The organism is Pseudomonas sp. P8_241 (assembly GCF_034008315.1).
Classification (GTDB): Bacteria; Pseudomonadota; Gammaproteobacteria; order Pseudomonadales; family Pseudomonadaceae; genus Aquipseudomonas.
In genome coordinates this window covers 2751923-2776886 of record NZ_CP125377.1, presented here as the reverse complement: position 1 = coordinate 2776886, position 24964 = coordinate 2751923, and the positions used below count along the sequence as shown (strand labels likewise).

The window sequence follows — 24964 nt, the reverse complement described above, 5'->3', positions numbered from 1 at the left end:
AAATGTCCTTCACCAGTCGATCAGGTTTGAACTTGTTGCGCCTGTCGCCGCGCCAGCCACAGACATAACCAGCCCCACGCCCCGGCGAACGGCACAATAAACAGTGCCACCGAGGCAAAACCTGCGCCCATCGCCGTCAAACCTGCCGACAACCAACCGCTGGCCGCATCGCCACCGCGATACACCAGGGTTTCGATCACGTTCTTGGCCTTGTATTTCTCCTCGCGGCTGACCACCGTCCACAACACCTCCCGCGCCGGGCGCACAATCGCGAACTCCACCGCCCGCCGCAGTCCTTGTGCCAGCGCGACCGTGGCCGGCACCGGCGCAAGTGCCATGGCGGCAAACGCCACGACCGTCGCCAGCGGCAAGGCCACCAGTGCCCCGCCCATCCCGACCGCACGGATCAGCGGCGCCGTGAGCAGCAGCTGAAAAATCAAGGTCAGGGCCGACACCGTCAGGTCGACCAGCGCAAAGAATTGCGTCCTGCTTGCCACATCAGCGTAGCTGCCAGCGACGATTCTTCCCTGTTCGAAATACAACAAGGTTGCGGCACTGGTATGCAAGAGCATGAACAACACCAGCCCCAACAGGTAAGGCGAGCGCACGATCAGCGTGATCCCGGCGAGCATGCTGCCGCCCATGCGCCGATCGTCGACCCATCGGCCTTGCGCATGCGCCTGTGTTTGCCTGAGCAGTCGGCGATAGCAATGCACGGCGATTTCCAGCAACAGCGCCGCAGTGAACGTCAGGGCAATCGGCCCCAGACGGGTCGCCATGGTCGCGGCCAACATTGGCCCGATAAACGTGCCGAGGGTGCCTCCCGCCGCAATAAACCCAAACAGGCGCCGACCTTGCTCACTGGAAAAACGATCGACCAACACGCTCCAGAAAATCGACACGATGAACAGGTTGTAGATACTGATCCAGACGAAAAACACCCGCCCGACCGCCACGGGCGCGATGTGATTGGCGATCAACAGCCCAAACACCAGCATCGACAGCGCAATCACGCGATAGATCAGCGGTACGAACCGCGTGGCCGGCAGCCGCGAGGCCAGCGCGCCGAACACCGGAACCATCAGCAGCATCACCACGAACGTGGCGGTGAACAGCCATTGCAGTTTGTCGGCGCCTCCTTCCAGACCCAAGGCATCGCGCAAGGGTCGCACCAGGTAATAGCTGGCGAGCACACAGAAATGGAAGGCGAACCCCAGGGCCAGCGCCGCTCTTTCTGACGGCAACACGTTGAGCCACTTCAGACCGATGGGCATCGATGCCCTCCTTTACCGCCAGCTACACTCCGACTGCACCCCGGAGCCGTCAATGCCGCCCACTAACGTTAGCCGAATGTCCCGAACCCTGGTGTTACTCGTCGTCGTCCTCGCAGCGCTGTACCTGGTGCTCTGCCTGGCCCTGTTTGTCTTTCAGCGCTCGCTGATCTACTACCCGCAACCCCGTGCCTCAGACTCATCCGTACCCCTGCTGACGCTGTCCGTCGACGACGCGCAGGTGCTTGTGTCGGTGCGTGAGCATCAGGGTCCTCAAGCGCTGGTTTATTTCGGCGGCAATGCCGAGGATGTCGCACGCAGCCTGCCGGAATTCGCCGAAGCCTTCCCCGACCTTGCCTTGTATTTCATGCATTACCGGGGCTTCGGCGGCAGCAGCGGCTCACCCTCCGAAGAAGCCATCGCCCGGGATGCCATGGCCTTGTTCGACAAGGTTTACGCCGACCATCGGCAGATTACCGTGGTCGGTCGCAGTTTGGGTTCGGGGGTCGCGGTACGCCTGGCCAGCGCCCGGCCGGCGACGAAGCTGGTGCTGATCACGCCGTACAACAGCCTGGAAGAACTCGCTGCCCGCCAGTTCCGCTGGTTTGCGGTGCAGTGGCTATTGAAGGACAAATTCGAGTCCTGGCGCTACGCCGCGCATATCACAGTGCCGACAAAGCTGATCGCCGCCGAGCACGACGAGGTGATTCCCGGCACCAGTACCCAGCGGCTCTACCGCCATTTCCCCCCGGGTGTGGCGTCATTGCAGGTGATTGCGGGGACCGGGCACAACTCGATCAGCGACAGCCCCGAGTACTTCAAGGCATTGGCGGATGGCTTGTGAATCTGCAGGCGCAACATGCCATCAGCCTGGCGAGCCGCCCAACTGCACCTGGATCTTTTCCACCACGGCCTGCATCGCCGGCAAATAGCGGCGAGCCGCTTCCTCGATAGACATCGCCTTGGCGATGTAGACCAGATTCAGGCAACCCATCAGACGGGCTTCGTGGCTGATCGGGATGGCAATCGAGGCGATCTTGCGCTCCTGCCCCCAATGGGCGTTGTTTTCGCCGTAGCCCCTGGCCAGGGTGTGCTCCACCAGTCGCTCGACAAAACGGCGGTCCGCCGCCAGCGCCGATTGTTCGTCCTCGCGACTGATCATCAACTCGATCAGTTCTTCACGCTCGGCGGGCGGGCAAAACGCAAAATACGCCCGTCCGGTGGCGGTCATCAGCAACGGCAAGCGCCGGCCAACCATGGAGCGGTGGAACGACAGGCGACTGAAGCGATGGGTGGTCTCGCGAATCACCATGGCGTCGCCGTCCAGGGTACACAGATCAGTGGGCCAGACGACTTCCTGCAACAGCTCCCCGAGCAGCGGTGCGGCGACGGAAGAAATCCATTGCTCGTCGCGAAACCCTTCGCTGAGTTCGCGCACTTTCAGGGTCAGGCGATAGCTGTCGTCCGACTCGCTGCGCCGCACGTAACCCTCTGTCTGCAAGGTCTCGAGCAAACGCCGGACCGTGGTGCGATGCAGCCCGGTCTGCTCGGCCAGCTGCGCGGTACTGGCCCCGCCGTCGAAGCGATTGAGGCCGTTGATCAGCGCCAGGCCACGCATCAGACCACGCACGGCCTTGTATTCTGTCTCGCTCATTGATCGCTCCGTTTGTGTTGTAAATCAACGATGTGCACTAAGTGCACACTAGCAAGGGTTGTCGTTGTCGACCAGCCCGGTGATTTCCATACTGCGCCCAACAAGAAATCCAAAAGCGCTGTACGGAGATACCCATGAGTCCTGCACCCACTCCTGCCACGGTGGAACTGACCACCGACGTCGCCATTGTCGGCGCCGGCCCTGTCGGCCTGATGATCGCCAACTACCTCGGTCAGTGCGGCGTGAAAGTTACCCTGGTGGAAAAACTCGACAGCCTGATCGACTACCCTCGCGCCATCGGCCTGGACGACGAAAGCCTGCGCACGTTCCAGGCCGTCGAACTCGCTGACGCGGTGTTGCCACACACCACCCCCTGGCATGCCATGCGTTTCCTGACGCCGAAAGGTCGGTGCTTTGCCGACATCCAGCCAAAGACCGACGAGTTCGGTTGGCCGCGGCGCAACGCCTTCATCCAGCCCCTGGCCGACCGCGTGCTGTTCGAAGGCCTGCAGCGCTTCGACAAGGTCAAGGTGCTCTTCAACCGCGAGCTGGACAGTTTTGAACAAAGCGACAGCGCGGTGGTGCTCAACCTCAAGGATCAGCACGGCCGTGGCGAACGCCTGCACGCCCGCTACCTGATTGGTTGCGACGGCGGCAACAGTCTGGTGCGACGTAGTCTGGACATCAGCTTCGAAGGCAAGACCGCGCCAAACCAGTGGATCGTGGTCGACATTGCCAACGACCCGTTGAGCACGCCACATGTCTACCTGTGCTGCGACCCGGTGCGGCCTTATGTCTCCGCCGCCCTGCCCCATGGCGTGCGCCGCTTCGAATTCATGGTGATGCCCGGCGAAACCGAAGCCGAGCTGAGCAAGCCGCAAAACATGCGCAAACTACTGGGCAAGGTGCTGCCGGACCCGGAGCGCATCGAGCTGATCCGCAGCCGCGTCTATACCCACAACGCTCGCCTGGCCGGCCGCTTCCGTCAGGGCCGGGTGCTGTTGGCCGGCGATGCCGCGCACATCATGCCGGTCTGGCAAGGCCAGGGTTATAACAGCGGCATGCGCGACGCTTCCAACCTCGCGTGGAAACTGTCGCTGGTGATCAAGGGCCTGGCCGCCGACAGCCTGCTCGACACCTATGAACAGGAACGTCGCGACCACGCCAAGGCGATGATCGACCTGTCCGTGCTCGCCGGCCATGTGCTGGCGCCACCCAAGCGCTGGCAGGGCACCCTGCGCGACGGCGTGTCGTGGCTGCTCAACTATGTGCCGCCGGTCAAACGCTACTTCCTGGAAATGCGCTTCAAGCCGATGCCGCAATACACACAGGGCGCCTTGATTGCACCGGATCAAAAGTCGTCGCCTGTGGGCAAAATGTTCATTCAACCGCAGGTCCTGACCGAGACTGGCGAACGTGTACTGCTCGATGAAGTGATCGGCAGCAATTTCGCGATCATCGCCTGGGGTTGCGATCCGATCTGGGGCATGAGCCGCGCGCAAGTCGAACAATGGAGCGCACTGGGTACGCGCTTTATTCAGGTATTGCCGGACGTTCAGCTCAGGGCTGCCAGTGATGTCAGTCCCGGTGTGATTCGCGTCGGTGACAGCACCGGGCGCCTGCGTGAATGGTTCGCCCATGGATCGTCATCCATAGCGCTGGTACGCCCTGACCGTTTCCTCGCAGGGCTTGCGATCCCGCAAACCGTCGGCCAGGTCTGCGATCAATTGGCCCTGGCGCTCAAGGCTTTGCCACAACCGGCCACGGCGACCGTCGCCAGCAAGGTGGCATGAGATGAGCGCCTACGTTCACTGCCTGTCCCACACGCCACTGGTGGGCTACGTCGACCCGACGCCAGAGGTGCTGGCCGACGTCGATCGGATGACCGCCGCCGCCCGTGAGCGCATTGCCCGCTTCGACCCGGAGCTGATCGTGCTGTTCGGTCCGGACCATTACAACGGCTTTTTCTACGACGTGATGCCGGCGTTCTGCATCGGCATGGCCGCCGAGGCGATCGGTGATTTCGGCACCGCCGCCGGTCCCCTGGCGGTGCCAAAAGAGCTGGCCGAGGCCTGTGCCCAGGCCGTCCTCGATGCTGGTGTCGATACGGCGGTGTCCTACCGCATGCAGGTCGACCACGCCTTCGCCCAGCCACTGGAGATTTTGCTCGATGGCCTGCAAGGCTGCCCGGTGATCCCGGTGTTCATCAATTCGGTTGCTGTTCCGTTGCCCGGTTTCAAGCGCGCCCGCCTGCTCGGTGAAGCCATCGGTCACTGGGCGAAAACCCTGAACAAACGCGTGCTGTTCCTTGCCTCCGGTGGCCTGTCCCACCAACCCCCGGTACCGGAACTGGCCAAGGTCGACGCACGCATGGCCGACCGGATGATGGGCAGCGGTCGGCAACTGCCGGTCGATGAACGCCTGGCCCGCCAGAACCGGGTCATCCAGGCGGCCCGGGACTTTGTCGAAGACCAAAACAGCCTGCACCCGCTGAATCCGACGTGGGACCAGGGTTTTCTCGACACCCTCGAACAGGGACGCCTGAGCGACCTCGATGCCTTGGGCAATGACGCGCTGTCGGCACTGGCCGGCAAGTCCACCCATGAAGTGAAAACCTGGGTCGCCGCCTTCGCCGCGCTGTCGGCGTTCGGCCCTTACCAGAGCGAAGGCCGCTACTACCGGCCGATCCCCGAATGGATCGCAGGTTTTGCCGCCCTCGGTGCACGCCCGCTGAACAACCACCACTGAATTCAAGGAACCGCCATGACTGCCATTGCAATCACCGAAGCGTCCACCAGCCGCTTTGCCCGTATCAAGGAAGGCGACCTGGACCTGCAACTGCATTACAACGACATTGGCCAGGGCACTGAAACCGTGGTCATGCTCCACGGTTCCGGACCCGGCGCCAGCGGCTGGGCCAACTTCAACTGTAACCTCGAGCCATTGGTGAATGCCGGTTATCGCGTGGTCCTGATGGACTGCCCGGGGTGGAGCAAGAGCGACCCTGTGGTCTGCGACGGTTCGCGTTCGGACCTTAACGCCCGTGCGCTCAAAGGATTGCTCGACGTGCTGGACCTGGACCGTGTGCACATCATCGGTAACTCCATGGGCGCCCACAGCACCGTGGCCTTTGCCCTCGCCTACCCGCAACGCATCGGCAAACTGCTGTTGATGGGCGGCGGCACCGGCGGCCCCAGCGCTTTCGTCCCGCAGCCAACCGAAGGCATCAAGCTGATCGGTGCGCTGTACCGCGAGCCGACCATCGACAACCTGAAGAAGATGATGAACGTCTTCGTCTTCGATGCCAGCAGCCTCACCGAGCAAATGTTCCAGACTCGCCTGGACAACATCCTGTCGCGCCGCGATCACCTGGAAAACTTCGTCACCAGCAGCACGCTGAACCCCAAACAATTCCCGGACTTCAGCCATCGCCTGCAAGAAATCAAGGCCCGCACCCTGATCGTCTGGGGTCGCGAAGACCGCTTCGTGCCCATGGACACCGGCCTGCGCCTGCTGGCCGGCCTGCCTGATGCGCAACTGCACGTGTTCAACCGTTGCGGCCATTGGGCTCAGTGGGAACACGCCGAGACCTTCAACCGATTGGTCCTGGACTTCCTGACCCATTGATGACCGAGGCCACTATGACCCTGACTCAAGAAACCTTGACGCGGCTCGCCGCCGACCTGCGCCAGGCGCAAGCCGACAACGCCGCCATCGCGCCGCTGCGCGAGCAGATCGGTGAAGACAACGCCGAAGCCGCCTACACCATCCAGCGCCTCAATATTGCCCATGCCCTGGCCAACGGCGGTCGCGTGATCGGTCGCAAGATCGGCCTGACCCATCCCAAGGTCCAGCAGCAGTTGGGCGTCGATCAGCCAGACTTCGGCACCCTGCTCGCTGACATGCGCTATGACCACAACGAAAGCGTGCCGTTGAACCGAGTCATGCAACCGAAGATCGAGGCCGAAATCGCCTTGATTCTGGAACATGACTTGCCGAACGCCGATACCACGTTCGAAGACGTGCTGGCCGCCACGGCCTGGGTTGTTCCGGCGCTGGAAATTGTCGGCAGCCGGATTCAGGGCTGGAACATTCGCTTCGTCGATACCGTGGCGGACAACGCTTCCAGCGGCGGCTTCGTGCTCGGTGACACGGCACGGCGAATCGACGGCCTCGATTTGAGCGAACTGGGCATGCGCATGACCCGCAATGGCGAAGAAGTCTCCAGCGGCAGCGGCGCCGAATGCCTTGGTCATCCGCTCAACGCGGCCGTATGGCTGGCCTGCACCATGGCGCGTTTGGGCGATCCACTGCGCGCTGGCGACATCATTCTTACCGGTGCGCTCGGGCCCATGGTGCCGGTGGCAGGCGGTGACCGATTCGAGGCCGAAATCGACGGCATCGGACACGTGGCAGTTCAGTTCAGCGCCGAGTGATCGGCGACTTGCGTGCACAAGAGGCAACAACAATGAAAAAACTCAAAGTCGCCATCATCGGTTCCGGCAACATCGGCACCGACCTGATGATCAAGATCCTGCGTAACGCCAAGCACCTGGAAATGGCGGTGATGGTCGGCATCGACCCGGCTTCCGACGGCCTGGCCCGCGCTCAGCGCATGGGCGTGGCGGTGACCCACGAAGGCGTCGAAGGCCTGAGCCGCATGGACGTCTTCCAGGACATCGATTTCGTCTTCGACGCCACCTCGGCCGGCGCCCACGTGAAGAACGACGCGTTCCTGCGCGCGATCAAACCGGGCATTCGCCTGATCGACCTGACCCCGGCGGCCATCGGCCCGTACTGCGTGCCGGTGGTGAACCTGGAGCAGAACCTGGGCCAGCTCAACGTCAACATGGTCACCTGCGGTGGCCAGGCCACCATTCCGATGGTCGCGGCGGTGTCGCGCGTAGCCAAGGTGCACTACGCCGAAATCGTCGCTTCGATCGCCAGTAAATCCGCCGGCCCCGGCACCCGTGCCAACATCGACGAATTCACCGAGACCACCTCCAGGGCCATCGAAGTCATCGGCGCCGCCGCCAAGGGCAAGGCGATCATCGTGATGAACCCGGCCGAGCCACCGTTGATGATGCGCGACACGGTGTTTGTGCTGTCCGAGGCGGCGGATCAGGCGCTGGTCGAAGCGTCCATCGTCGAGATGGCTGCGGCGGTGCAGGCCTACGTGCCGGGCTATCGCCTCAAGCAACACGTGCAGTTCGACGTGATCCCCGCAGATGCGCCGCTGACCATTGCGGGCCTGGGAGCATTCTCCGGGCTGAAGACCTCGGTGTTCCTCGAAGTCGAAGGCGCCGCCCACTACCTGCCAGCCTACGCCGGCAACCTCGACATCATGACCTCCGCTGCCTTGGCCACCGCCGAGCGCATGGCGCAGTCGATGCAACAGGCCTGAGGAGATCAACATGAACGGTAAAAAGATCTACATCTGCGACGTGACCCTGCGCGATGGCAGCCACGCGGTGCGTCATCAGTACTCGATACAGAATGTGCAGGACATCGCCCGTGCCCTGGACAAGGCCAAGGTCGACAGTATCGAAGTCGCCCACGGTGACGGCCTGCAAGGCTCGAGCTTCAACTACGGCTTCTCCGCGCACACCGATCTGGAATGCATCGAAGCGGCGGCCGATGTCATCACACACGCCAAAATTACTACCTTGTTGTTGCCCGGCATCGGCACCGTGCATGACCTCAAGGCGGCCTACAACGCCGGTGCCCGGGTGGTGCGCATCGCCACCCATTGCACCGAAGCCGACGTGTCGAAACAGCACATCGAATACGCCCGCGAGCTGGGCATGGACACCGTCGGATTCCTGATGATGAGCCACATGATCCCGGCCGAACAGCTGGCCGCCCAGGCCAAGCTGATGGAAAGCTACGGCGCCACCTGCGTGTACATGGCCGACTCGGGCGGGGCGATGAACATGCAGGACATCCGTGATCGTTTCCGCGCATTCAAGGCCGTGCTCAAGCCGCAAACCGAGACCGGTATGCATGCGCACCACAACCTGTCGCTGGGCGTGGCCAACTCGATCACCGCGGTCGAGGAAGGCTGCGACCGCATCGACGCCAGCCTCGCGGGCATGGGGGCCGGCGCCGGTAACGCGCCGCTGGAAGTGTTCATCGCCGCCGCCGAACGTCTGGGCTGGAACCACGGCACCGACCTGTACACGCTGATGGACGCGGCGGATGACATCGTGCGTCCGTTGCAAGACCGCCCGGTGCGAGTCGACCGCGAAACCCTGGCGCTCGGCTACGCCGGCGTCTACTCCAGCTTCCTGCGCCACGCCGAAATCGCTGCAGCGAAATATGGCCTGAAAACCCTCGACATCCTCGTCGAACTGGGCAAACGGCGCATGGTCGGTGGCCAGGAAGACATGATCGTCGATGTCGCGCTGGACCTGCTCAAACGCTGACCGAGCATCACCCCCCGACTGACCGCCCACGCAGCGTGTCGGTCGGGCTCGCTTTGCCTATTACAACAATAAAACGGGAATTTCCCATGACATCGCTGAACGTGGCAACACCTCTGCACATGGCGCGGACCATCGGTCTGTGCTTTCTCGTCGCCCTGATGGAAGGGCTGGATCTGCAAGCTTCGGGCATCGCCGCCCAAGGCATGGCAGCGGCTTTCCAACTGGATAAATTACACATGGGCTGGGTCTTCAGCGCCGGAATCTTCGGCCTGCTGCCCGGTGCATTCTTCGGCGGCCTCCTGGCTGACCGGATCGGTCGCAAACGCGTACTGATGGCCTCGGTGGCGCTGTTCGGCCTGTTCTCGTTGCTGACGGCAATCGCCTGGGACTTCAACAGCTTGCTGGTTGCCCGCTGCCTGACGGGCGTAGGCCTTGGCGCCGCCCTGCCCAATCTGATCGCCTTGACCAGCGAAGTGGCCGGCCCTCGCCTGCGCGGCACTGCGGTGAGCCTGATGTACTGCGGGGTGCCATTAGGCGCCGCGCTGGCAGCCACGATTGGCATCGCCGACCTGGCCGGCGGCTGGCAAGTGGTGTTCTACGTGGGAGGCGTCGTTCCCTTGTTGATCGTGCCGCTGCTGGGGCGGTACTTGCCCGAGTCGGCTCAGTTTCTTCGCAACGACCAAACCGCTGCCCCGGTCGGTCTGGTCCGAGGCCTGTTTCGCGAAGGTGCAGCGCTGCCGACCTCGATGATCTGGGTCAGCTACTTCTTCACTCTGATGGTGGTGTACATCCTGATCAACTGGTTGCCGAGCCTGTTGGTCGGCCAGGGTTTCAGCGGCCGCCAGGCCAGTTGGGTCATGCTGGCGCTGCAATTTGGCGCAGCGACCGGCACCTTGCTGCTCGGCTGGGTAATGGACCGGCTGCCGGCCTGGGCACTGTCCGCGCTGATTTACCTGGGTATCCTCGGCGCGCTGACAGCGCTTGGCCTGTCCAGCCAGTGGGAGAGCATGCTCGCAGCCGGTTTCGTTGCCGGTTTCTTCGCCACTGGTGGGCAATGCGTGCTGTATGCCCTGGCGCCGCATTTCTATCAACCCTCCGTGCGCGCCACGGGCGTTGGCAGCGCGGTGGCCATCGGCCGATTGGGCGCCATGAGCGGTCCGTTGGTGGCCGGCAAAATGCTTGCGTTGGGCACAGGCACCACCGGCGTGATGATGGCCTCGGCCCCCGGGATCGTCATCGCCGCGCTGGCAATGTTTTACCTCTCGGTACGACGCAACGACAGCCAGGCCGACTGACGCAGCATCCGCAACACCCCGCGCAACGACGGCGCGGATTTATCTCAATAACAATAAAAGTGAACACTGCCATGCTCAATTTTTCTCACCGGGCACTCAGCGCCTGCGCCTGCGTTTTATCCTTCGGTCAGGCTTGTGCCAGCGGTTTTGTCGACGACAGCCACGCCGACCTGGTGCTGCGAAACTATTACTTCGACCGCAATTATGTGAACGCCACGCCCCAGGCCGCCGCCCGCGAGTGGGCCCAGGGCTTCATCCTGAACCTGCGCTCGGGATATTCCGAAGGCCCTGTCGGCTTCGGTCTGGATGCCCAGGGCCTGTTGGGCGTCAAGCTCGACTCTTCGCCGGATCGCACCGGCACGGGCCTGCTGCCCTACGACCCGGCTACCCGGGAGCCGGCCAGTGAATATTCCGAGTTGGGGCTGACGGCCAAGGCCCGGGCATCGAAGAGCGAGTTACAGTTGGGCACCATCAGCACCTTCCTGCCGATCGCCTTTGCCAGCCCTACCCGTCTGCTGCCGCAAACCTTTCGCGGCACCTACCTCAAGTCGCAGGACATCGACAACCTGACCTTGCACCTCGGCTGGGTGGACCGCATCAACCTGCGCGACTCCACCGACTATCAGAAAATGACCGTAGGCTCACCCAACGGACGCTTCAACGGCGCTGCCGAGTCGGACCGCTTTACCTTCCTTGGGGGTGACTACGCCTGGTCGCCGCAACTGACGCTCAAGTATTACCACGCAGAACTGGCTGACCTGTATCGCAAGGACTTCTATGGCTTCGTCGACAATCGCCCGATGGGTGCCGGTCATCTCAAGAGTGACTTTCGCCTGTTCGTCACCGGCGAAGACGGCGCGGCCAGGGCCGGTCCGGTCGACAACCGCAATGCCGCGCTGATGTTGAGCTACAGCCTCGGTGCGCACAAATTCGGCGCCGGCTACATGCAGCTCACCGGCAAGACTGCCATGCCGTATCTGTTTGGCACCGAGCCGCTGGTCATCACCGAAGGCACATTGAGCTCGGAGTTTCTCAACCCCAAGGAACGCAGCTGGCAGGTGCGCTATGACTACAACTTCGTGGCCGTTGGCTTGCCGGGGCTCAACGGCATGTTGCGCTATGTCAGCGGCGACAACATCGAATTGCCCAAGCTGGGGGGCTCGAACCTCAAGGAGAGCGAAAAGGATATCGAGCTCTCTTACACCGTTCAGACCACACCCTTTAAGGGAGTCGCCGTGCGCTTGCGCAACGCCTGGTATCGCAACGACTTCGCTGCCCAGGCCAGCCACCGGGATGACAATGAGCTGCGGGTGAATGTCGATTACACGTGGAAGTTGTGGTGATCAACGGATGAACCACCGTCCCCGGTGTGGCTTGCGAACACCGGGGCGAACCGACCGCTGATCCGGCAGTTCGGTACGACCCAATAAAATCATATTTTTATGCCTATATTGATATTGTCGAATGTTCCCACTCTCTGAGGGTGCCGTCATGAATATCAAAATCCTGGCTCTGATCCTGTTGGCTTTCTGTGCACAACCGGTATGGAGCGCAACACCTACCGCCTCTTCCGCCGCGGCCGACAGCCCGGCGCTCACCACGCGCCTGGCATTGCGCGACCTTTGGGTCGAGCATATTTTCTGGATTCGAAACTACGCGCTCGCCAACCAATCCGCCGACCAGAAGCAAGCCAAAGTGGCAGCGGGCCAGGTCGTCGACAACGCCACCAAAATCGCCAACAGCATCGCGCCGCTTTACGGCCAACCCGCTGCCGATCAGTTGCTCAAGCTGCTTGCCGGTCATTGGGGGGCAGTGAAACACTACAGCGACGCCACGGTGGCCAAAGACGCCAAGGGCAAGCAGGCTGCGGTCACTGAGTTGACCGGCAATGCCAAGGCGATTGCGGCGTTTCTGGCCGGCGCCAACCCTAATCTGCCTGAAGCGACACTGGTCAATCTGCTGTCGGCCCACGGTGGTCACCACATCGCCCAGATCGATGAATTCGCCGCCCACGATTACACCGGTGAAGCGCAGACCTGGTCGATGATGCGCACACATATCCTGACGCTGGCCGACGCGTTGACCGCCGCACTGGTCAAGCAATTCCCCGACAAGTTCTGACATCGTCGCGAGGGCACACCATGCTGGAAGGACTGGGCCGAACACAGCAGGACTTGCTCAATGCATTGCTGCACCACGCAGCAGGCATGAGCATTGACGAGCTGGCTGACCAACTGGCAGTCACGCGCACGGCAATTCGCCAACACTTGGCGGCGCTGGAGCGTGACGGCCTGGTGTTGCGCGGTAACACCCGGCCGACGGGGCGTCGCCCGGAGCAGCTGTACCGGCTCACCGACCATGCCAAGGAACAATTCCCTCGTCACTATCAGCTCTTGGCAAGTGTGCTGATCGACGAAGTGGCCGGCATCATCGGACCCCAAGCCCTGGCTTCGTTGATGCGCAGCCTGGGCCGCAAATTGGCGCTGGAGCGTGAACAGCAGGTGGTGGACGAAGCCCGGATCGTGCAACACATGAACCAGGCCGGGTACGAAGCCGAAGTGTTTTTTCGTTCGTCGGGCGACCCGGAGATCGTCGCGCACAACTGCGTCTTCCATCGCCTGGCCGCCGCCCATCCGGTGGTTTGCGAATTGGACCTGGCCTTGATCGGCGCGTTGGGCGGCGGTGAGGTCGAGCATACGGAATGCATGGTGCGTGGCGGGCATGTGTGCCGTTTCAAGGTGCGGCCAACGGAAACACCGCCATAACACACCCTTTTACCGCAGGAGCAAGCCTGCTCGCGATGGACGCTAACGATAACGCGTGTTTCCTCATTCAACGCGTTGCGGTTTAGTCCATCGCGAGCAGGCTCGCTCCTACAGTGCCAGTGCCGGGACACATCAAAAGGTTCACGCCCGCCGTGAACCTTGTTCCAAGACGCCAGTCATACCCAGCGCTTTCCCAAACCCTCTATCGTCGTCATCTCATCCGAGTTGTCCGTCCCATGCGCCAATCTGTCGTTGCCTTGCGCTTTTCTTCGCTGTGCCTGTCTGCCCTGCTCCCCGTTTTTGCCAGCCCCGCCCATGCCGATGGGCAAAGGCAACTTGTGGAAGCCATCAACGACTATCGCGCCCACCCACAGCGTTGCGACCGACGCCCGGCGCAACGCTTGTCGCCCCTGACACTCAAGAACGCACTCGCATTGCCCATCGGTTATGGCGGTGGATTGCGTGACCGTTTGAAAGCATCCGGTTATCAAGCGGTGACGGTGCGTTCCCTGCGCGTGGTCGGCGCGCAGGATGCCGAAGACGCATTCGATCTGCTTCAGGATGAGCACTGCGCTGCGTTGCTCGACAGTCAATACGCCGACATCGGCGTGACCCGTGCCGGGCGTGAATGGCAAGTGGTGCTTGCCAAACCCGTACTCGATGGCCAAACCGGCGACGCACGAAGCGCCGGCAAGGCACTGCTGGCACAGGTCAATGCGGCCCGGGCCAAACCACGGACTTGCGGTCGCCAGCGCTTCGCCGCGGCGCGCCCCTTGAGTTGGAGCGCTGCGCTGGGCGCTGCCGCCCAAGGCCACAGCAAGGCCATGGCCTACGGCAATTACTTTGCGCATCAGGACCCCGACGGCAACATGCCGGCAGACCGGGCCCGGGCCGCAGGTTTCCGTGGCCGACAGATCGGCGAAAACATTGCCGCCGGCCAGGGTTCACCCAGCAAAGCGATGGCCGGCTGGCTCGCCAGCCCGGGACACTGCGCCAACCTGATGAACCCGATGTTCACTCAGGTCGGCGCCGCGTATGCCGCCGACTCGCGCAGCGACAACGGCGTCTACTGGACCATGCTGTTTGGCGCACCGTAAGCGCTGAAATCCAGGCATTAAAAAGCCCGCTCGCGGCGGGCTTTGAAGTTGAAGAAAAGTAGGTGGCCGGTGCTGGTCTCCGGCTTACAAGGTTTATCAGGACTCCCACAAAAGAGTAATGTATCTGTAATGGTGCTCTTCTGCTTCACACGGCATAAGGGCTGGATCCCAGCGCGGAGATCTTTCTAACCGTGTACCCTTCGGAACGCGCCCCACGTTTCCTTGCTATCCTTTTGCGCATCAGTCTGCGTCTTCACCTACAGGTTTGAGATTAGCAAAACCACCCGGATTGCCAAGGGGGGTTTTAGACCGATTGTGTTCTAGGGAACGGGTGGCAGGACGGAAAAATACTATGCGCCTCCCCTGTGGGAGATTCTATGTTTGGGGGAAACCCCCAAGCATAGAATTTGGCGTGTATTCACTTTGGTTTTTCATCAGCGCGAACATCACTCTGGCGAGCTTGCGTGCCAGGATAACCAAGGCTTGAGTACCTTTTAGGCCTCTGGCCAGGTAGCTCTGGTAGTACGGTTTCCAGACCGGCGAGCGGCTGGCGGCCATGGCACTGTTGTGAAACAGGCGCCGAAACTCAGAGTCCCCTCGCTTGGATAGCCGACGCCTTTGATCCTTTTGTCCTGACTGCCTCACCCGCGGATCCATGCCGAGGAAGGCGACGTACTCGTCGCTGTTTGCAAACTCCCCACGCAAAAACGCCGTGGCCGCTGCGGTGGCCGTCAGCAGCCCGACACCCTCGACGGCCTGGCAGCGCTTCACCTGATCCTGCATCCCGGCGTCCTCGGCAATCTCCTTGAGTGTTTTCTGAATCGTTTTTTCGAACTGGGCAATGGCGACCAGAAGCTGGTTGAACTGCTCTTTGAGCAGGGGCTCGTTTTTCCAGCTCTGCTTGAGTGCGACACAGCCCCGGACCAGTTGGGCCCGGCGACGAAGCAGGCTTTTGAGCTGCGTGTAAGCCTTCGGTGGCGGGTTCCAGATCCTCAGCCTGTCGGACTCCCGGCTCAAGTAACGCGCCAGCAGTTCGGCATCCAGGGCGTCTGTTTTCGCCCTCATGCCTATGCCGTCGCGGTATTTGTTGAGGCGACTGCCATCGATGACGTAAACGTCATGGCCCATTTCATGGGCCATTTCCGTTGTATCAAGGTGATAGATATTGGTCGCCTCAAGCGCGATGGCGCTGTTCATTGGCAGCGTCTTGAGCCATTGCTTCAGGCTTGTTCGCTTGTTCGCGACCTTGAGGGGTTTTTGCAGGTCGGATCGATAGACAACGATCTCGTCCTTCGCCACATCCACACCAACGACCACCTGCGAATCAAGGATTGTCATGGCCCACCCTCCGAGCTAGGGTTTAAAGACTTGTCGGGGTTCACCGTTGCGCTGGCTTGTTTCTATCGTCGGTCCGAGCCGATGCATTCCTTATCGGCGCATTAGGTGAAGGGGTGGGACGAAGTCTCCCACGGTCTGTACTGGTCAGAGTCAGATGACGAGCTTTAGTCCCACCCACCCCTTCAAGTCTAAACATACAAGCGAGCTTGCTCGCGATGGGGCCATGACAGCCGCTAAAGATTCCGCCCCTTGATCCACTTGGTCAAAAACCCGAAATACTCCCGTCGCAACGCCAGCGTCTCATTCGCCAGGTGATGCCGCGCCTCAGGCAACATCAACACCTGCGGCCGATCGAACTTGCCCCGCAATACTTCAAGGTTATGCTCCCAGTCCACGGTCATGTCCGCCTGCCCCTGAACAATCAGCGGTCGCCGCATGCTGTACGGTGCGGCTTCGATGCGCTTGATCCAGCGCGCCAGCGCACCGACCCAGGCAGTCGGCAAACGGAGCGGCTGCAACGGGTCCGCTTGCAGGAAGGGCAGAAAATCCGGGTCGTTGGAGTTCTCGCTGAAGCGCCGGGCGATGGCTTTGACGAAAGGCTTGAGCAGGTAATAGCTGAGTTGCGACCAGCCCCAGGCCCGCGGCCTCACCAACGGCGACAGCAGAATGACCTGGCCCTGGGCCGGGCTGCTGGCGCCCTGATTGAGCACATGATCGATCACGATCGCGCCGCCAGTGCTTTGCCCGCACAGGTGCCACGGCTGCGGCAGATCGAGGGATTGTGCTTCGGTGAACAACCCTTGCAGCGTGTCCTGATACTCAGTGAAATCCTTGATGCTGGCCCGTTCGCCACTGGACAACCCGTGTCCCGGCAGGTCGCAGGCAATCACCGCAAAATCCTGATCCAGCGCCCACTCGATTACATGCCGGTAAAGCCCGGTGTGATCGTAAAAACCATGGAACAAAAACAGCGTCGCCTTCGCCCGCTCGGGCCACCAGACCTGGCTGACCACTTCATAACCATCGACCGCGAAACGCCCAAGGCCACTGCGCACGTTACGCCCCGCAAAATCCAGCCCGTAGAAACGCTGGTAAGCCAGCGCTTCTACCGACAGCGGCTGCCAGTCGGCCAGCGGCCGCAGGCTGGCACGCAGATGATCGGAGTCGAAAGTGGCAGGCATGAGCAATTCCAGAACGCGAAACGGACTTTATAGGCCTGCGATATTCATCTGTTGGGGCAAGCATGGCAAGCTAGCGCACCTTCGAGGACTGAAATCCATGCGCTCGCCCTACCGCGCCACACTGCTTGCCAGCCTGCTCGCCCTCGTGTGTGCCGGCGTGCTGTGGGCTGCTTACGACTGGTTTGAGGGGCGCTACCTGCGAGCGTTCAGCGAGCACACCGCGGTGTTCTCCGGCGACCCGCTGCGCCTGCCCGACAATCTCGCCGGCCCCGGCGCCATCCGCCTCGTGCACTTCTGGGACCCGGCCTGCCCGTGCAACGTCGGTAACCAACAACACCTGAGCGAACTGGTAGAGCACTATGCACCGCAAGGCGTGGAGTTTTATGCGGTACAAAAGCCGGGCAGCCACGGGCAGTTACCGAGCACCTTAAGCAACCTGAAAAGCATCGCCGTCCTGCCAGGCTCCGAACAGATCCCCGCCAGCCCGGCCGTGGCGATCTGGGATCGCAGCGGCAAACTGGCGTATTTCGGCCCGTACAGCGAAGGCCTGACCTGCAATTCGAACAACAGCTTTATTGAACCGATTCTGCAAGCGTTGAGCGAAGGCCGCGCGGTGAATGCCACGCACACACTGGCCGTGGGTTGTTACTGCCCGTGGCCAAAAAAACAACAATAGATAACTAATGCAATATGCCCACCTTAAGTCAGGATGGGCAAAATTGCTCTACGAAGATTTATGATAGGTATTAGACAATATCTTTAAAATCCAAATAACGTCTTAATGGTTCAGGAATCTCTACAGAACCGTCAGCTTTCTGAAAGTTTTCCAAAATCGCGATCATCGTTCTCCCAAGTGCCGAAGCGGTTCCATTGAGAGTATGAACATACTGATTTTTCTTCAGAAGAGGATCCTTATATTTAATATTAAGGCGCCGCGATTGATAGTCAGTACAATTACTTGCTGACGTTATTTCACCATATTCCCCGGCAGTGCCTTTACCCGGCATCCAGGCCTCGATATCATATTTTCTATACGCCGGCGCCCCCAAGTCGCCAGTGCAATTTAGTACGACTCTATACGGAATACCTAGCTCGGTATAAATCTCTTCCTGCAATGCAAGAATTTTCTCATGATATTCAGCGCTATCCTCGGGCAGGCACAATACAAATAATTCTAATTTTTCAAATTGATGGACCCTATAAAGGCCTTTGCTAGACTTACCGGAAGCCCCAGCTTCTCGCCTGAAACAATGGCTTTCGGCAATATAAAGCAGTGGGAGTCTAGCAAAATCAATTACCTCATCAGAGTGCATACCGGCAATACATATTTCGGCTGTAGCGATAAGACTTTTGTCTAAGCCACCCAACTCGTATGTATTACTTTCGTCCCCCTTGGGAGAAAACCCTACGCCTTCCATTATATGATTGTAAGATATGTCCGGCGTCTGCAAAGGTGTGAAGCCGGCCTTTAATGCCTTGTTGAAAATATAGCTCTTCAGCGCGTGCTGGAGGAACACTGCTTGATTTTTAAGAAAATAAAACTTTGAACCTGCGACTTTTGCACCCGAGTCAAAATCAAGCAAGTCGAGATTACGCCCCAATTCAAGATGATCCTTACTGAGAAAGGAGAACTTTGGAATTTCCCCACTTACTCGGACAGTTAAGTTGTCTTCATCGCTGAGGCCAATTGGCACATCTGACGAAGTCCAATTTGGTAACAGGCGGATACACGATGAAAATTCCGCATCAAGTAAATTAAACCTCTCCTTAGCCTTTATAATGGCACCTTTTAATGTCATCGCACTCATCGCGACGGACGGTGGAATTTCCGCTGTTAAGGCGCTATCTCTGGGCCCTTTCGAAAGAGCATTTAACTGACCTTGCATATCCTCAAGTTCTCGTTTTTGCGATTTAACGTCCTCATAGAGAGAAATAATACGGTCCAAATCGATTCTTATATTTCTTGCCGACAAATTGGATTTCATCGACTGATAGTTTTCCTGCAGCTGTTTTATATCTATCATATTAAATACCCGCATATTTTTCTAATACTTACGGAAACAGACGGCTTCAGCTAACCGAACTGGCACCAAAAATCTAGGCAACAACTAAAGGCTCAGATAAAAAACTTGCTAACGCTTTAATGCCAAATCGCATTTGGTCGATATCGATTTTTTCATTAGCTGAGTGTGCATCACTTAAAGAGCCTGCACCGAAAATCGCAGTGGGAATATTGGCTTCTTGGGCATAATGTCGAGCATCACAACTAGCCCTCCAAGCAAATATTCCATCGTTCTTTGTTAACCCCCGCGCCTCGGAAACAGATTGATCTAATCGCTTTAAGAAAATGTCCTCCTCAGAAACAATATATGCTTTATTCCGTAGTCCAACGTAAAAATCGAAGTCGACTTTGACTTCTGGGTATTCTGACAAAAGTGACTTCATTCGAGTCTTCAATAAAGTTTCGATATCTTCTACCGACGTGGATGGCAAAAAACCTACATTAAAAGTGAAGCTGCACTTTTCGGGCACCGAACCAGGCCACTCTCCCCCTGAAATCTTACCCACATTTATCTGTACAGGTCGTTTCCAGATTGAAAAGGCAGAGTCACTATGAGACTCCCGAACCATCTCTTTTTCTAAATCGTTCAAACCTTCGATTAATTTCATTGCGACAGTTATCGCAGATACCCCCTCTAGAATGCTACCCATATGAACAGCCTTTCCGATAATAGTTATTTCACAGGTCAAACACCCTCGGTGACCGCGATGAACCGCCAAGTCAGTAGGCTCGAAAACAACGACCATATCTGCATAAACCCCATGGAGAATAGTGGACAATGTTCCGTTACCTCCTATTTCTTCTTCTTCCGAAACCAAGTCTCAATAGCTCCTCAATATGAGCACTGATCTCTTTATGCTTCATATACGCCAAAGCACCAAACAATAAAAAAAGATTCCCCTTGGTATCACATGATCCACGACCATAAACGTAATTGCCGTCGATCCAAGGTGATAGCAACTTTCGCCCCTCACCCTCTGCCGGAACAACATCTATGTGCTTTTTTCCTAGAACTGTGCCATCCATGACAGACAACGCATTCAGCTCTGCTCTAATATTTACTTTTCCATTGTTATCAGCTTAAAGAAAAAAAGCCCTATGAGCTCCAAGCTCTGTATGATATTGCTCATCCCGGAACCTAAACCCATAGATTTCAAGTAAGTTCGCCAAACAAGGAATGGCCTTTGCTCCTTTCCTAAGCTGGTATCAATAGATAAATACCTATTAAATTAGGCAGCATTTCCTTTTTGTAAACATCAAACCAATCACTTAACTCAATGATTATTTAACATTGTCGTCACCTTTGAATTATTTTTCAATTATAAGGGGATCAATCCTGCTTAATCCAGATATGACAAAGTTTTCTCAGATATATCTCACTGAACCTTGCATAAAATTACTTCTTGAGTGGCCTGATCATTTTGTAATCATCAGTTCCATTCAAAAGATCGGAGCAATAGCTCAAGTCCTTTAACGCATCACCACCAGCCCCCATACCGCGGATCTTCGATATCATCAAAAATGGCAAAAAAAACGATCGCCAATAGCATTATTTACTGCTCCTGCTGTCCCCCCGTTCTTAAATAATGAACATTAATATTCAATGCCTGCGCGGTACCAACTGCTATTTATCATCTCCCAAACAACCCCATAGAAAGCGCATTATTTAACAACTTTAACTTCTGCCCTTCCCCCTGTTTCTCCAGCATGAAGTGCACCCATCTACAAAACCCACTTAATACAGTACAAGCCTCATCCACCACAGCCTTTGGCGCCCCAAGTATCGCATTTGGACCCCCTTCATCTTGCCTCTTTAGCCCCCTTTAGAGCCCCCCAAGTACCTGCAATCTGAACGCCGTGGTCCAACAATTTTCTGGAGAGTTGTCGGGTTTCTGAACCCGGACATCCTTGTCGTAGTATCACTTATTAATAGACCATCGTGAGCCGCTGCAATTAAACCATTCCTGCTTAAAGCAAACACTTTGAACCTCTTTCGTAGAGGGAAGTGACAGAACTATGGTTCCGCACTGACTTTGCTTAGACTTCCTTCGAAAGTGGTTACTTCACCCCCACCCAACTCGATCAACTCTTGCTGATACCTCCCCGAGAGCTGGCGGTACGATAAACTTGTAATCGAAGCCTATTTCTGATTAGGCTTACAGCAATCTCCGCGCCCCATTTTGTTTATGGTTCCAGGTTTCCCTATGCGACGCCCTTCTAGTAGCGTCTTTTTATACAAATCAATATCGACTACTCCAGTCATAAGGCAACTCCTTCGAAACACCAAATTTCATTAACTTAGCCAACTCATACAATTGCTGTATTTCCTTTTCGTCTGAGGCATAACGACCCTCAGAAAATCCTCGTCGCCTGATTTCCTCATTTCCCTCCTTCTCAAACTCATTTACGATTTTTTGTACCAAAAGGGCTTGAGCCTTAGTTGGTAGAGCCTTTGAGCCTCCGCCACCGATATCACTAATAACGTCCTCCAGAAATAAACAGATTTTTTCAATGTGCCGGCGCGAACCAAACTGTTGAGACTGAGTAACACATGAAGTCTCAAGGCTCGGTGAGATAGCATCCCCATCAATTCTAAAAATTCCCCATACTGGCCTCGTCCCACCCTTATTATCTAGGTGAAGGACCGCAACCTCAACAACCTTCGATAATTCGTCAGCAAGTAGAAACTCCATCGTTCTACTACGTTGACTGTGAACATAACTACTAGTACCACTAAGTAACATACCTCCCTCAAACTCAGCACAAGCCGTCATCGTGTCAGGTCGAAATGCCCCTCCTCGTACGTAATCGCTTTCTAAAATGCAGGAAAAGTGAAGCTGGAAATCATTATCATCTTTTACAGCACCTAAATAGCAGGCCAAATCTACTGGATGAGTGATTTCCGAAATTACTCCCACAGTGGGTCGTGAATCTTTTATTCGATACTTTGACCAAACGAAATTAGCACTGGATACACTTCGCCTATTGATTTCAATATAATTTTTCAATGCTGAAACAGCTGAACTGTACCGTTCGACAAAACTCACAAAGATCCGATCATCATCGAATGCTGAACGTACAAATTGACAATTTTCCTCACTAGTAACAATGGGTTTTTCGCAAATTATTTTTTTATACCCAATTGATTGCTCTTTAATGAATCTCAATATTTCATAATGTGAACTGTCAGTGGTAGCAATTATAATTAGCTCACACGGAACATCTATTAGGATCTTTTTGAAGTCTAACTCTAGGGGTATATCTATTTCGGCTAAAGCATTTAGCTTTTCGGGATCTATGTCCGCCACACCTACTATTTCTATTTTACCGATTGACGGATCAATATATTGGGCAGCTCGTAAGAAACGCGAACCAGATCTACCTACCCCAATTACCACAGTTTTAATACTCACCATCACTCCACCCCGCTTTACTTATTCATCATTAGCCCCAGCAACAAATAACTTCATCACAACACGCAAAATACACATAAATACAACCTTAGTTGCACTCGCGCGCTTTTGATTTTTGGTAATGTTCAACGTACCAATTCACAGTTTCCCTCAAGCCTGTCGCGACAGTCATGCTTGGTTCATACTTTAGTTCCTCTTTGATCCGATCTATATCTGCTAATGAATGTCGAATGTCGCCTTCCCTATATGGGGCCTTAACTGGAGTTAACTCATATTGCAAACCCAAGTTTTCGAGCTGACTTTTTATCAAACAGTAGAGTTCGCTCAAAGATGTTTGAGAATTCAGTGCGACATTGAAGATATTGCTTGTGCTTTTTTCATTAGCTAGGGAAGCAAGGATATTGGCCTGGACCACATTTCCCACAAAACAGAAATCTCGGCTCGTGTCTCCACCCCCATTTATCACGACAGGTTTATTGCGAAGCATCGACTCAATCCACCGCGGGATGACCGCCGAATATTCACTTACTGCATTTTGCCGGGGACCAAAAACATTAAAATACCGCAACCCAATAATTTTATAATCGCAGGATGAAGAGAAAACATCCGCATACAATTCATTCGCTCTTTTCGTCACAGCGTAAGGCGACAACTGTTTGCCCGTTTGTTCCTCATGCATTTGCGCACCCTCTACGTTTCCATATACTGAACTGGAAGATGCATATACAAAGCTCTTGAGCCCTATATTCCTTGAAGACAACAACATATTTAAAAATCCGCTTATGTTAACTTCATTAGTTTCCAAAGGATCTTTCAAAGATCGTGGGATTGACCCCAAAGCCGCATGATGCAAGACATGGTCGACCCCAATGAGACTCTTCCTACAGTCTTCTAGGCTCCTAATATCCCCCTCTATGAATTCAAATCTGTCCCACTGGTGCTTACTAACCTTAGATTTTACTTCCTGAAGGTTACTTTGTTGTCCAGTCGCAAAATTATCCAACCCCACTACGTCCTGGTCTGCGGAAAGTAAATATTCAAGTAAATTCGAACCAATAAATCCTGCGACACCAGTGATCAACCATTTTTGCTTTGTATTTCTCAATGACACTTCAAGGTTTTCAATCAGACTGCTCATATAAACTCCAACATTAGAGACGCAAGTCGCTAGAGGCCTTAGGCAAAATATATTTCAAATCGTAGATTAGGCATTGTGCTTTCCCCCAAGAACGGATGATTTCTTCATCAAACGATCGAAACTCATCGTGAGCGACTGCCAGTACTACAGCGTCATACGCTGCTAACGCTGGAGATAAAATCGTATTAAGATCATACATATCAAGCACGTCATCTTTGTTAGCAAAGGGGTCATATATATCAACCTGCACGTTATAATCAATTAGTTTGCGGGCTATATCGACTATCTTGGTATTACGCAGATCAGTACAATTTTCTTTAAACGTACAACCGAGTAATAGAACTCTAGCTCCATGTATTGGAAAACACCGCTGAACCATTTTTTTTATCAGCTCAACGACGATGTGTTCTGCCATACCTTCATTGATTCGCCTCCCCGAAAGTGTCATGACAGCATGATGGCCAATTTCTTCGGCTTTATATGCAAGATAATACGAGTCCACACCGATGCAATGTCCACCAACCAATCCAGGCCTAAAAGATAGAAAGTTCCATTTGGTTTCGGCCGCTGTCAACACCTCTTCAGTGTCAATTCCCAACCTATTAAAGATCATGCTGAACTCGTTTATTAAAGCAATATTCACATCCCGCTGGACGTTTTCAATAAGTTTCGCTGCTTCTGCTATTTTTATACTGCTTACAACATGGACTCCGGCTTTTATAATACTTGAGTAAAGTTCTCGAACAAACTGCTCAGTTTCGACGGTCGAGCCTGATACTAATTTGACAACTTGAGTAAGACCGCGTTTTTTATCGCCTGGATTAATTCGCTCTGGACTGTATCCTACAAAAAAGTCTAAATTAAACTTTAGACCTGAAACCTCTTCAATGCAGGGCACACACTTTTCTTCGGTTGCACCAGGATAGACTGTTGATTCAAATATAATTACATCATCCTTTTTTAGCACTTTCCCGAGCAGTTCACAGGCAAATATCAAAGGATTAAGGTTTGGCCTACTATCTTCAGCAGGAGTGGGAACCGCTACGATATATACATTACAGAGTGCTAGATCATCTGGATTTGCAGATAGCTTTAACTTAGAAGACCTCGCTATTGCTTCGTCACCAACCTCGTAGCTGACATCTGTGCCGCTTCCAAGCTGGTCTATTCTTTTCTCATTAATATCAAATCCAAGAGTAGGATAAAAACGCCCAAACTCAACAGCAAGAGGAAGTCCTACGTACCCTAGCCCAATAACAGCGATACGGCATTGATTAATATCCATACACTCTCCAGAGATTTCTCAAAGTAGTTTGGATTAGCGA

At 56.0% G+C, this 24964-nt stretch carries 23 protein-coding genes; 13 read left to right on the top strand and 10 right to left on the bottom strand.

Features of this window, described 5'->3' with window-relative positions:
- Nucleotides 1-20: 20 nt before the first annotated feature.
- Entirely contained in the window at nt 21-1274 is a 1254-nt protein-coding gene (locus QMK58_RS12730) for an NTP/NDP exchange transporter (RefSeq protein ID WP_053161078.1), read from the bottom strand.
- 52 nt (nt 1275-1326) lie between these two features.
- Here QMK58_RS12730 and QMK58_RS12725 point away from each other — a divergent pair, with 52 nt between their 5' ends.
- On the top strand, nt 1327-2115 hold the full coding sequence (locus tag QMK58_RS12725) for an alpha/beta hydrolase (RefSeq protein ID WP_053161079.1): 789 nt from the start codon (nt 1327-1329) through the stop codon (nt 2113-2115).
- Nucleotides 2116-2136: 21 nt separating this feature from the next.
- On the opposite strand, the gene QMK58_RS12720 is transcribed toward QMK58_RS12725, so the two are convergent.
- Complete coding sequence (locus QMK58_RS12720; protein WP_053161080.1) at nt 2137-2925, bottom strand: DNA-binding transcriptional regulator; 789 nt, start codon at nt 2923-2925, stop codon at nt 2137-2139.
- Between the two features lie 134 nt (nt 2926-3059).
- On the opposite strand from QMK58_RS12720, the gene QMK58_RS12715 reads away from it, so the two are divergent.
- From QMK58_RS12715 to QMK58_RS12665, 11 genes are all read left to right on the top strand, one after another.
- On the top strand, nt 3060-4718 hold the full coding sequence (locus QMK58_RS12715; protein ID WP_320396391.1) for a bifunctional 3-(3-hydroxy-phenyl)propionate/3-hydroxycinnamic acid hydroxylase: 1659 nt from the start codon (nt 3060-3062) through the stop codon (nt 4716-4718).
- Nucleotide 4719: 1 nt separating this feature from the next.
- Nucleotides 4720-5673, top strand: a complete 954-nt coding sequence (gene mhpB / locus QMK58_RS12710) for a 3-carboxyethylcatechol 2,3-dioxygenase (RefSeq protein WP_320396390.1) — start codon at nt 4720-4722, stop codon at nt 5671-5673.
- A gap of 15 nt (nt 5674-5688) precedes the next feature.
- The gene (locus QMK58_RS12705) at nt 5689-6552 is read left to right on the top strand and encodes an alpha/beta fold hydrolase (RefSeq protein WP_320396389.1); all 864 of its coding nucleotides are present in this window, start codon (nt 5689-5691) and stop codon (nt 6550-6552) included.
- Nucleotides 6553-6566: 14 nt separating this feature from the next.
- Nucleotides 6567-7361: a 2-keto-4-pentenoate hydratase gene (gene mhpD / locus QMK58_RS12700; protein WP_053161366.1), complete on the top strand. Its 795-nt coding sequence runs from the start codon at nt 6567-6569 to the stop codon at nt 7359-7361.
- Between the two features lie 32 nt (nt 7362-7393).
- Complete coding sequence (locus QMK58_RS12695) at nt 7394-8329, top strand: acetaldehyde dehydrogenase (acetylating) (RefSeq protein ID WP_053161088.1); 936 nt, start codon at nt 7394-7396, stop codon at nt 8327-8329.
- Nucleotides 8330-8339: 10 nt separating this feature from the next.
- A complete protein-coding gene (gene dmpG, locus QMK58_RS12690; RefSeq protein WP_053161090.1) occupies nt 8340-9350 on the top strand; it encodes a 4-hydroxy-2-oxovalerate aldolase in 1011 nt (336 codons plus the stop codon).
- A gap of 86 nt (nt 9351-9436) precedes the next feature.
- On the top strand, nt 9437-10645 hold the full coding sequence (mhpT, locus tag QMK58_RS12685; RefSeq protein WP_053161091.1) for a 3-(3-hydroxy-phenyl)propionate transporter MhpT: 1209 nt from the start codon (nt 9437-9439) through the stop codon (nt 10643-10645).
- A 71-nt stretch (nt 10646-10716) separates the two neighbouring features.
- Entirely contained in the window at nt 10717-11988 is a 1272-nt protein-coding gene (locus QMK58_RS12680) for an OprD family porin (RefSeq protein WP_320396388.1), read from the top strand.
- Between the two features lie 148 nt (nt 11989-12136).
- Nucleotides 12137-12766: a hypothetical protein gene (locus tag QMK58_RS12675; RefSeq protein WP_053161368.1), complete on the top strand. Its 630-nt coding sequence runs from the start codon at nt 12137-12139 to the stop codon at nt 12764-12766.
- Nucleotides 12767-12786: 20 nt separating this feature from the next.
- The gene (locus QMK58_RS12670; protein WP_053161094.1) at nt 12787-13410 is read left to right on the top strand and encodes a helix-turn-helix transcriptional regulator; all 624 of its coding nucleotides are present in this window, start codon (nt 12787-12789) and stop codon (nt 13408-13410) included.
- A gap of 236 nt (nt 13411-13646) precedes the next feature.
- Nucleotides 13647-14507 carry a CAP domain-containing protein gene (locus QMK58_RS12665; RefSeq protein ID WP_320396387.1) on the top strand — a complete coding sequence of 287 codons (861 nt, stop codon included), beginning with the start codon at nt 13647-13649 and terminating at the stop codon, nt 14505-14507.
- A gap of 375 nt (nt 14508-14882) precedes the next feature.
- Here the strand turns inward: QMK58_RS12665 and QMK58_RS12660 are convergent, their stop codons facing one another.
- Both QMK58_RS12660 and QMK58_RS12655 read right to left on the bottom strand, forming a co-directional pair.
- Nucleotides 14883-15845 carry an IS110 family transposase gene (locus tag QMK58_RS12660; RefSeq protein WP_053159634.1) on the bottom strand — a complete coding sequence of 321 codons (963 nt, stop codon included), beginning with the start codon at nt 15843-15845 and terminating at the stop codon, nt 14883-14885.
- A gap of 233 nt (nt 15846-16078) precedes the next feature.
- The gene (locus tag QMK58_RS12655) at nt 16079-17026 is read right to left on the bottom strand and encodes an alpha/beta hydrolase (RefSeq protein WP_320396386.1); all 948 of its coding nucleotides are present in this window, start codon (nt 17024-17026) and stop codon (nt 16079-16081) included.
- Between the two features lie 97 nt (nt 17027-17123).
- On the opposite strand from QMK58_RS12655, the gene QMK58_RS12650 reads away from it, so the two are divergent.
- Nucleotides 17124-17702 (top strand): DUF6436 domain-containing protein, encoded by a 579-nt coding sequence (locus QMK58_RS12650; RefSeq protein ID WP_320396385.1) that lies wholly within the window; start codon nt 17124-17126, stop codon nt 17700-17702.
- Between the two features lie 70 nt (nt 17703-17772).
- Here QMK58_RS12650 and serS read toward each other — a convergent pair whose 3' ends face one another.
- From serS to QMK58_RS12625, 6 genes are all read right to left on the bottom strand, one after another.
- Nucleotides 17773-19050 carry a serine--tRNA ligase gene (serS, locus tag QMK58_RS12645; protein ID WP_320396384.1) on the bottom strand — a complete coding sequence of 426 codons (1278 nt, stop codon included), beginning with the start codon at nt 19048-19050 and terminating at the stop codon, nt 17773-17775.
- Between the two features lie 73 nt (nt 19051-19123).
- Complete coding sequence (locus QMK58_RS12640; protein ID WP_320396383.1) at nt 19124-19906, bottom strand: M20 family metallopeptidase; 783 nt, start codon at nt 19904-19906, stop codon at nt 19124-19126.
- Entirely contained in the window at nt 19875-20114 is a 240-nt protein-coding gene (locus QMK58_RS28940; RefSeq protein WP_413817411.1) for a M20/M25/M40 family metallo-hydrolase, read from the bottom strand. Before QMK58_RS28940 ends, QMK58_RS12640 begins: the two co-directional genes overlap by 32 nt.
- A 1214-nt stretch (nt 20115-21328) precedes the next feature.
- Nucleotides 21329-22501 (bottom strand): Gfo/Idh/MocA family protein, encoded by a 1173-nt coding sequence (locus QMK58_RS12635; protein WP_320396382.1) that lies wholly within the window; start codon nt 22499-22501, stop codon nt 21329-21331.
- Between the two features lie 88 nt (nt 22502-22589).
- Nucleotides 22590-23639, bottom strand: a complete 1050-nt coding sequence (locus QMK58_RS12630) for an SDR family oxidoreductase (RefSeq protein WP_320396381.1) — start codon at nt 23637-23639, stop codon at nt 22590-22592.
- Between the two features lie 13 nt (nt 23640-23652).
- The gene (locus tag QMK58_RS12625; protein ID WP_320396380.1) at nt 23653-24924 is read right to left on the bottom strand and encodes a nucleotide sugar dehydrogenase; all 1272 of its coding nucleotides are present in this window, start codon (nt 24922-24924) and stop codon (nt 23653-23655) included.
- Between the last annotated feature and the right edge of the window lie 40 nt (nt 24925-24964).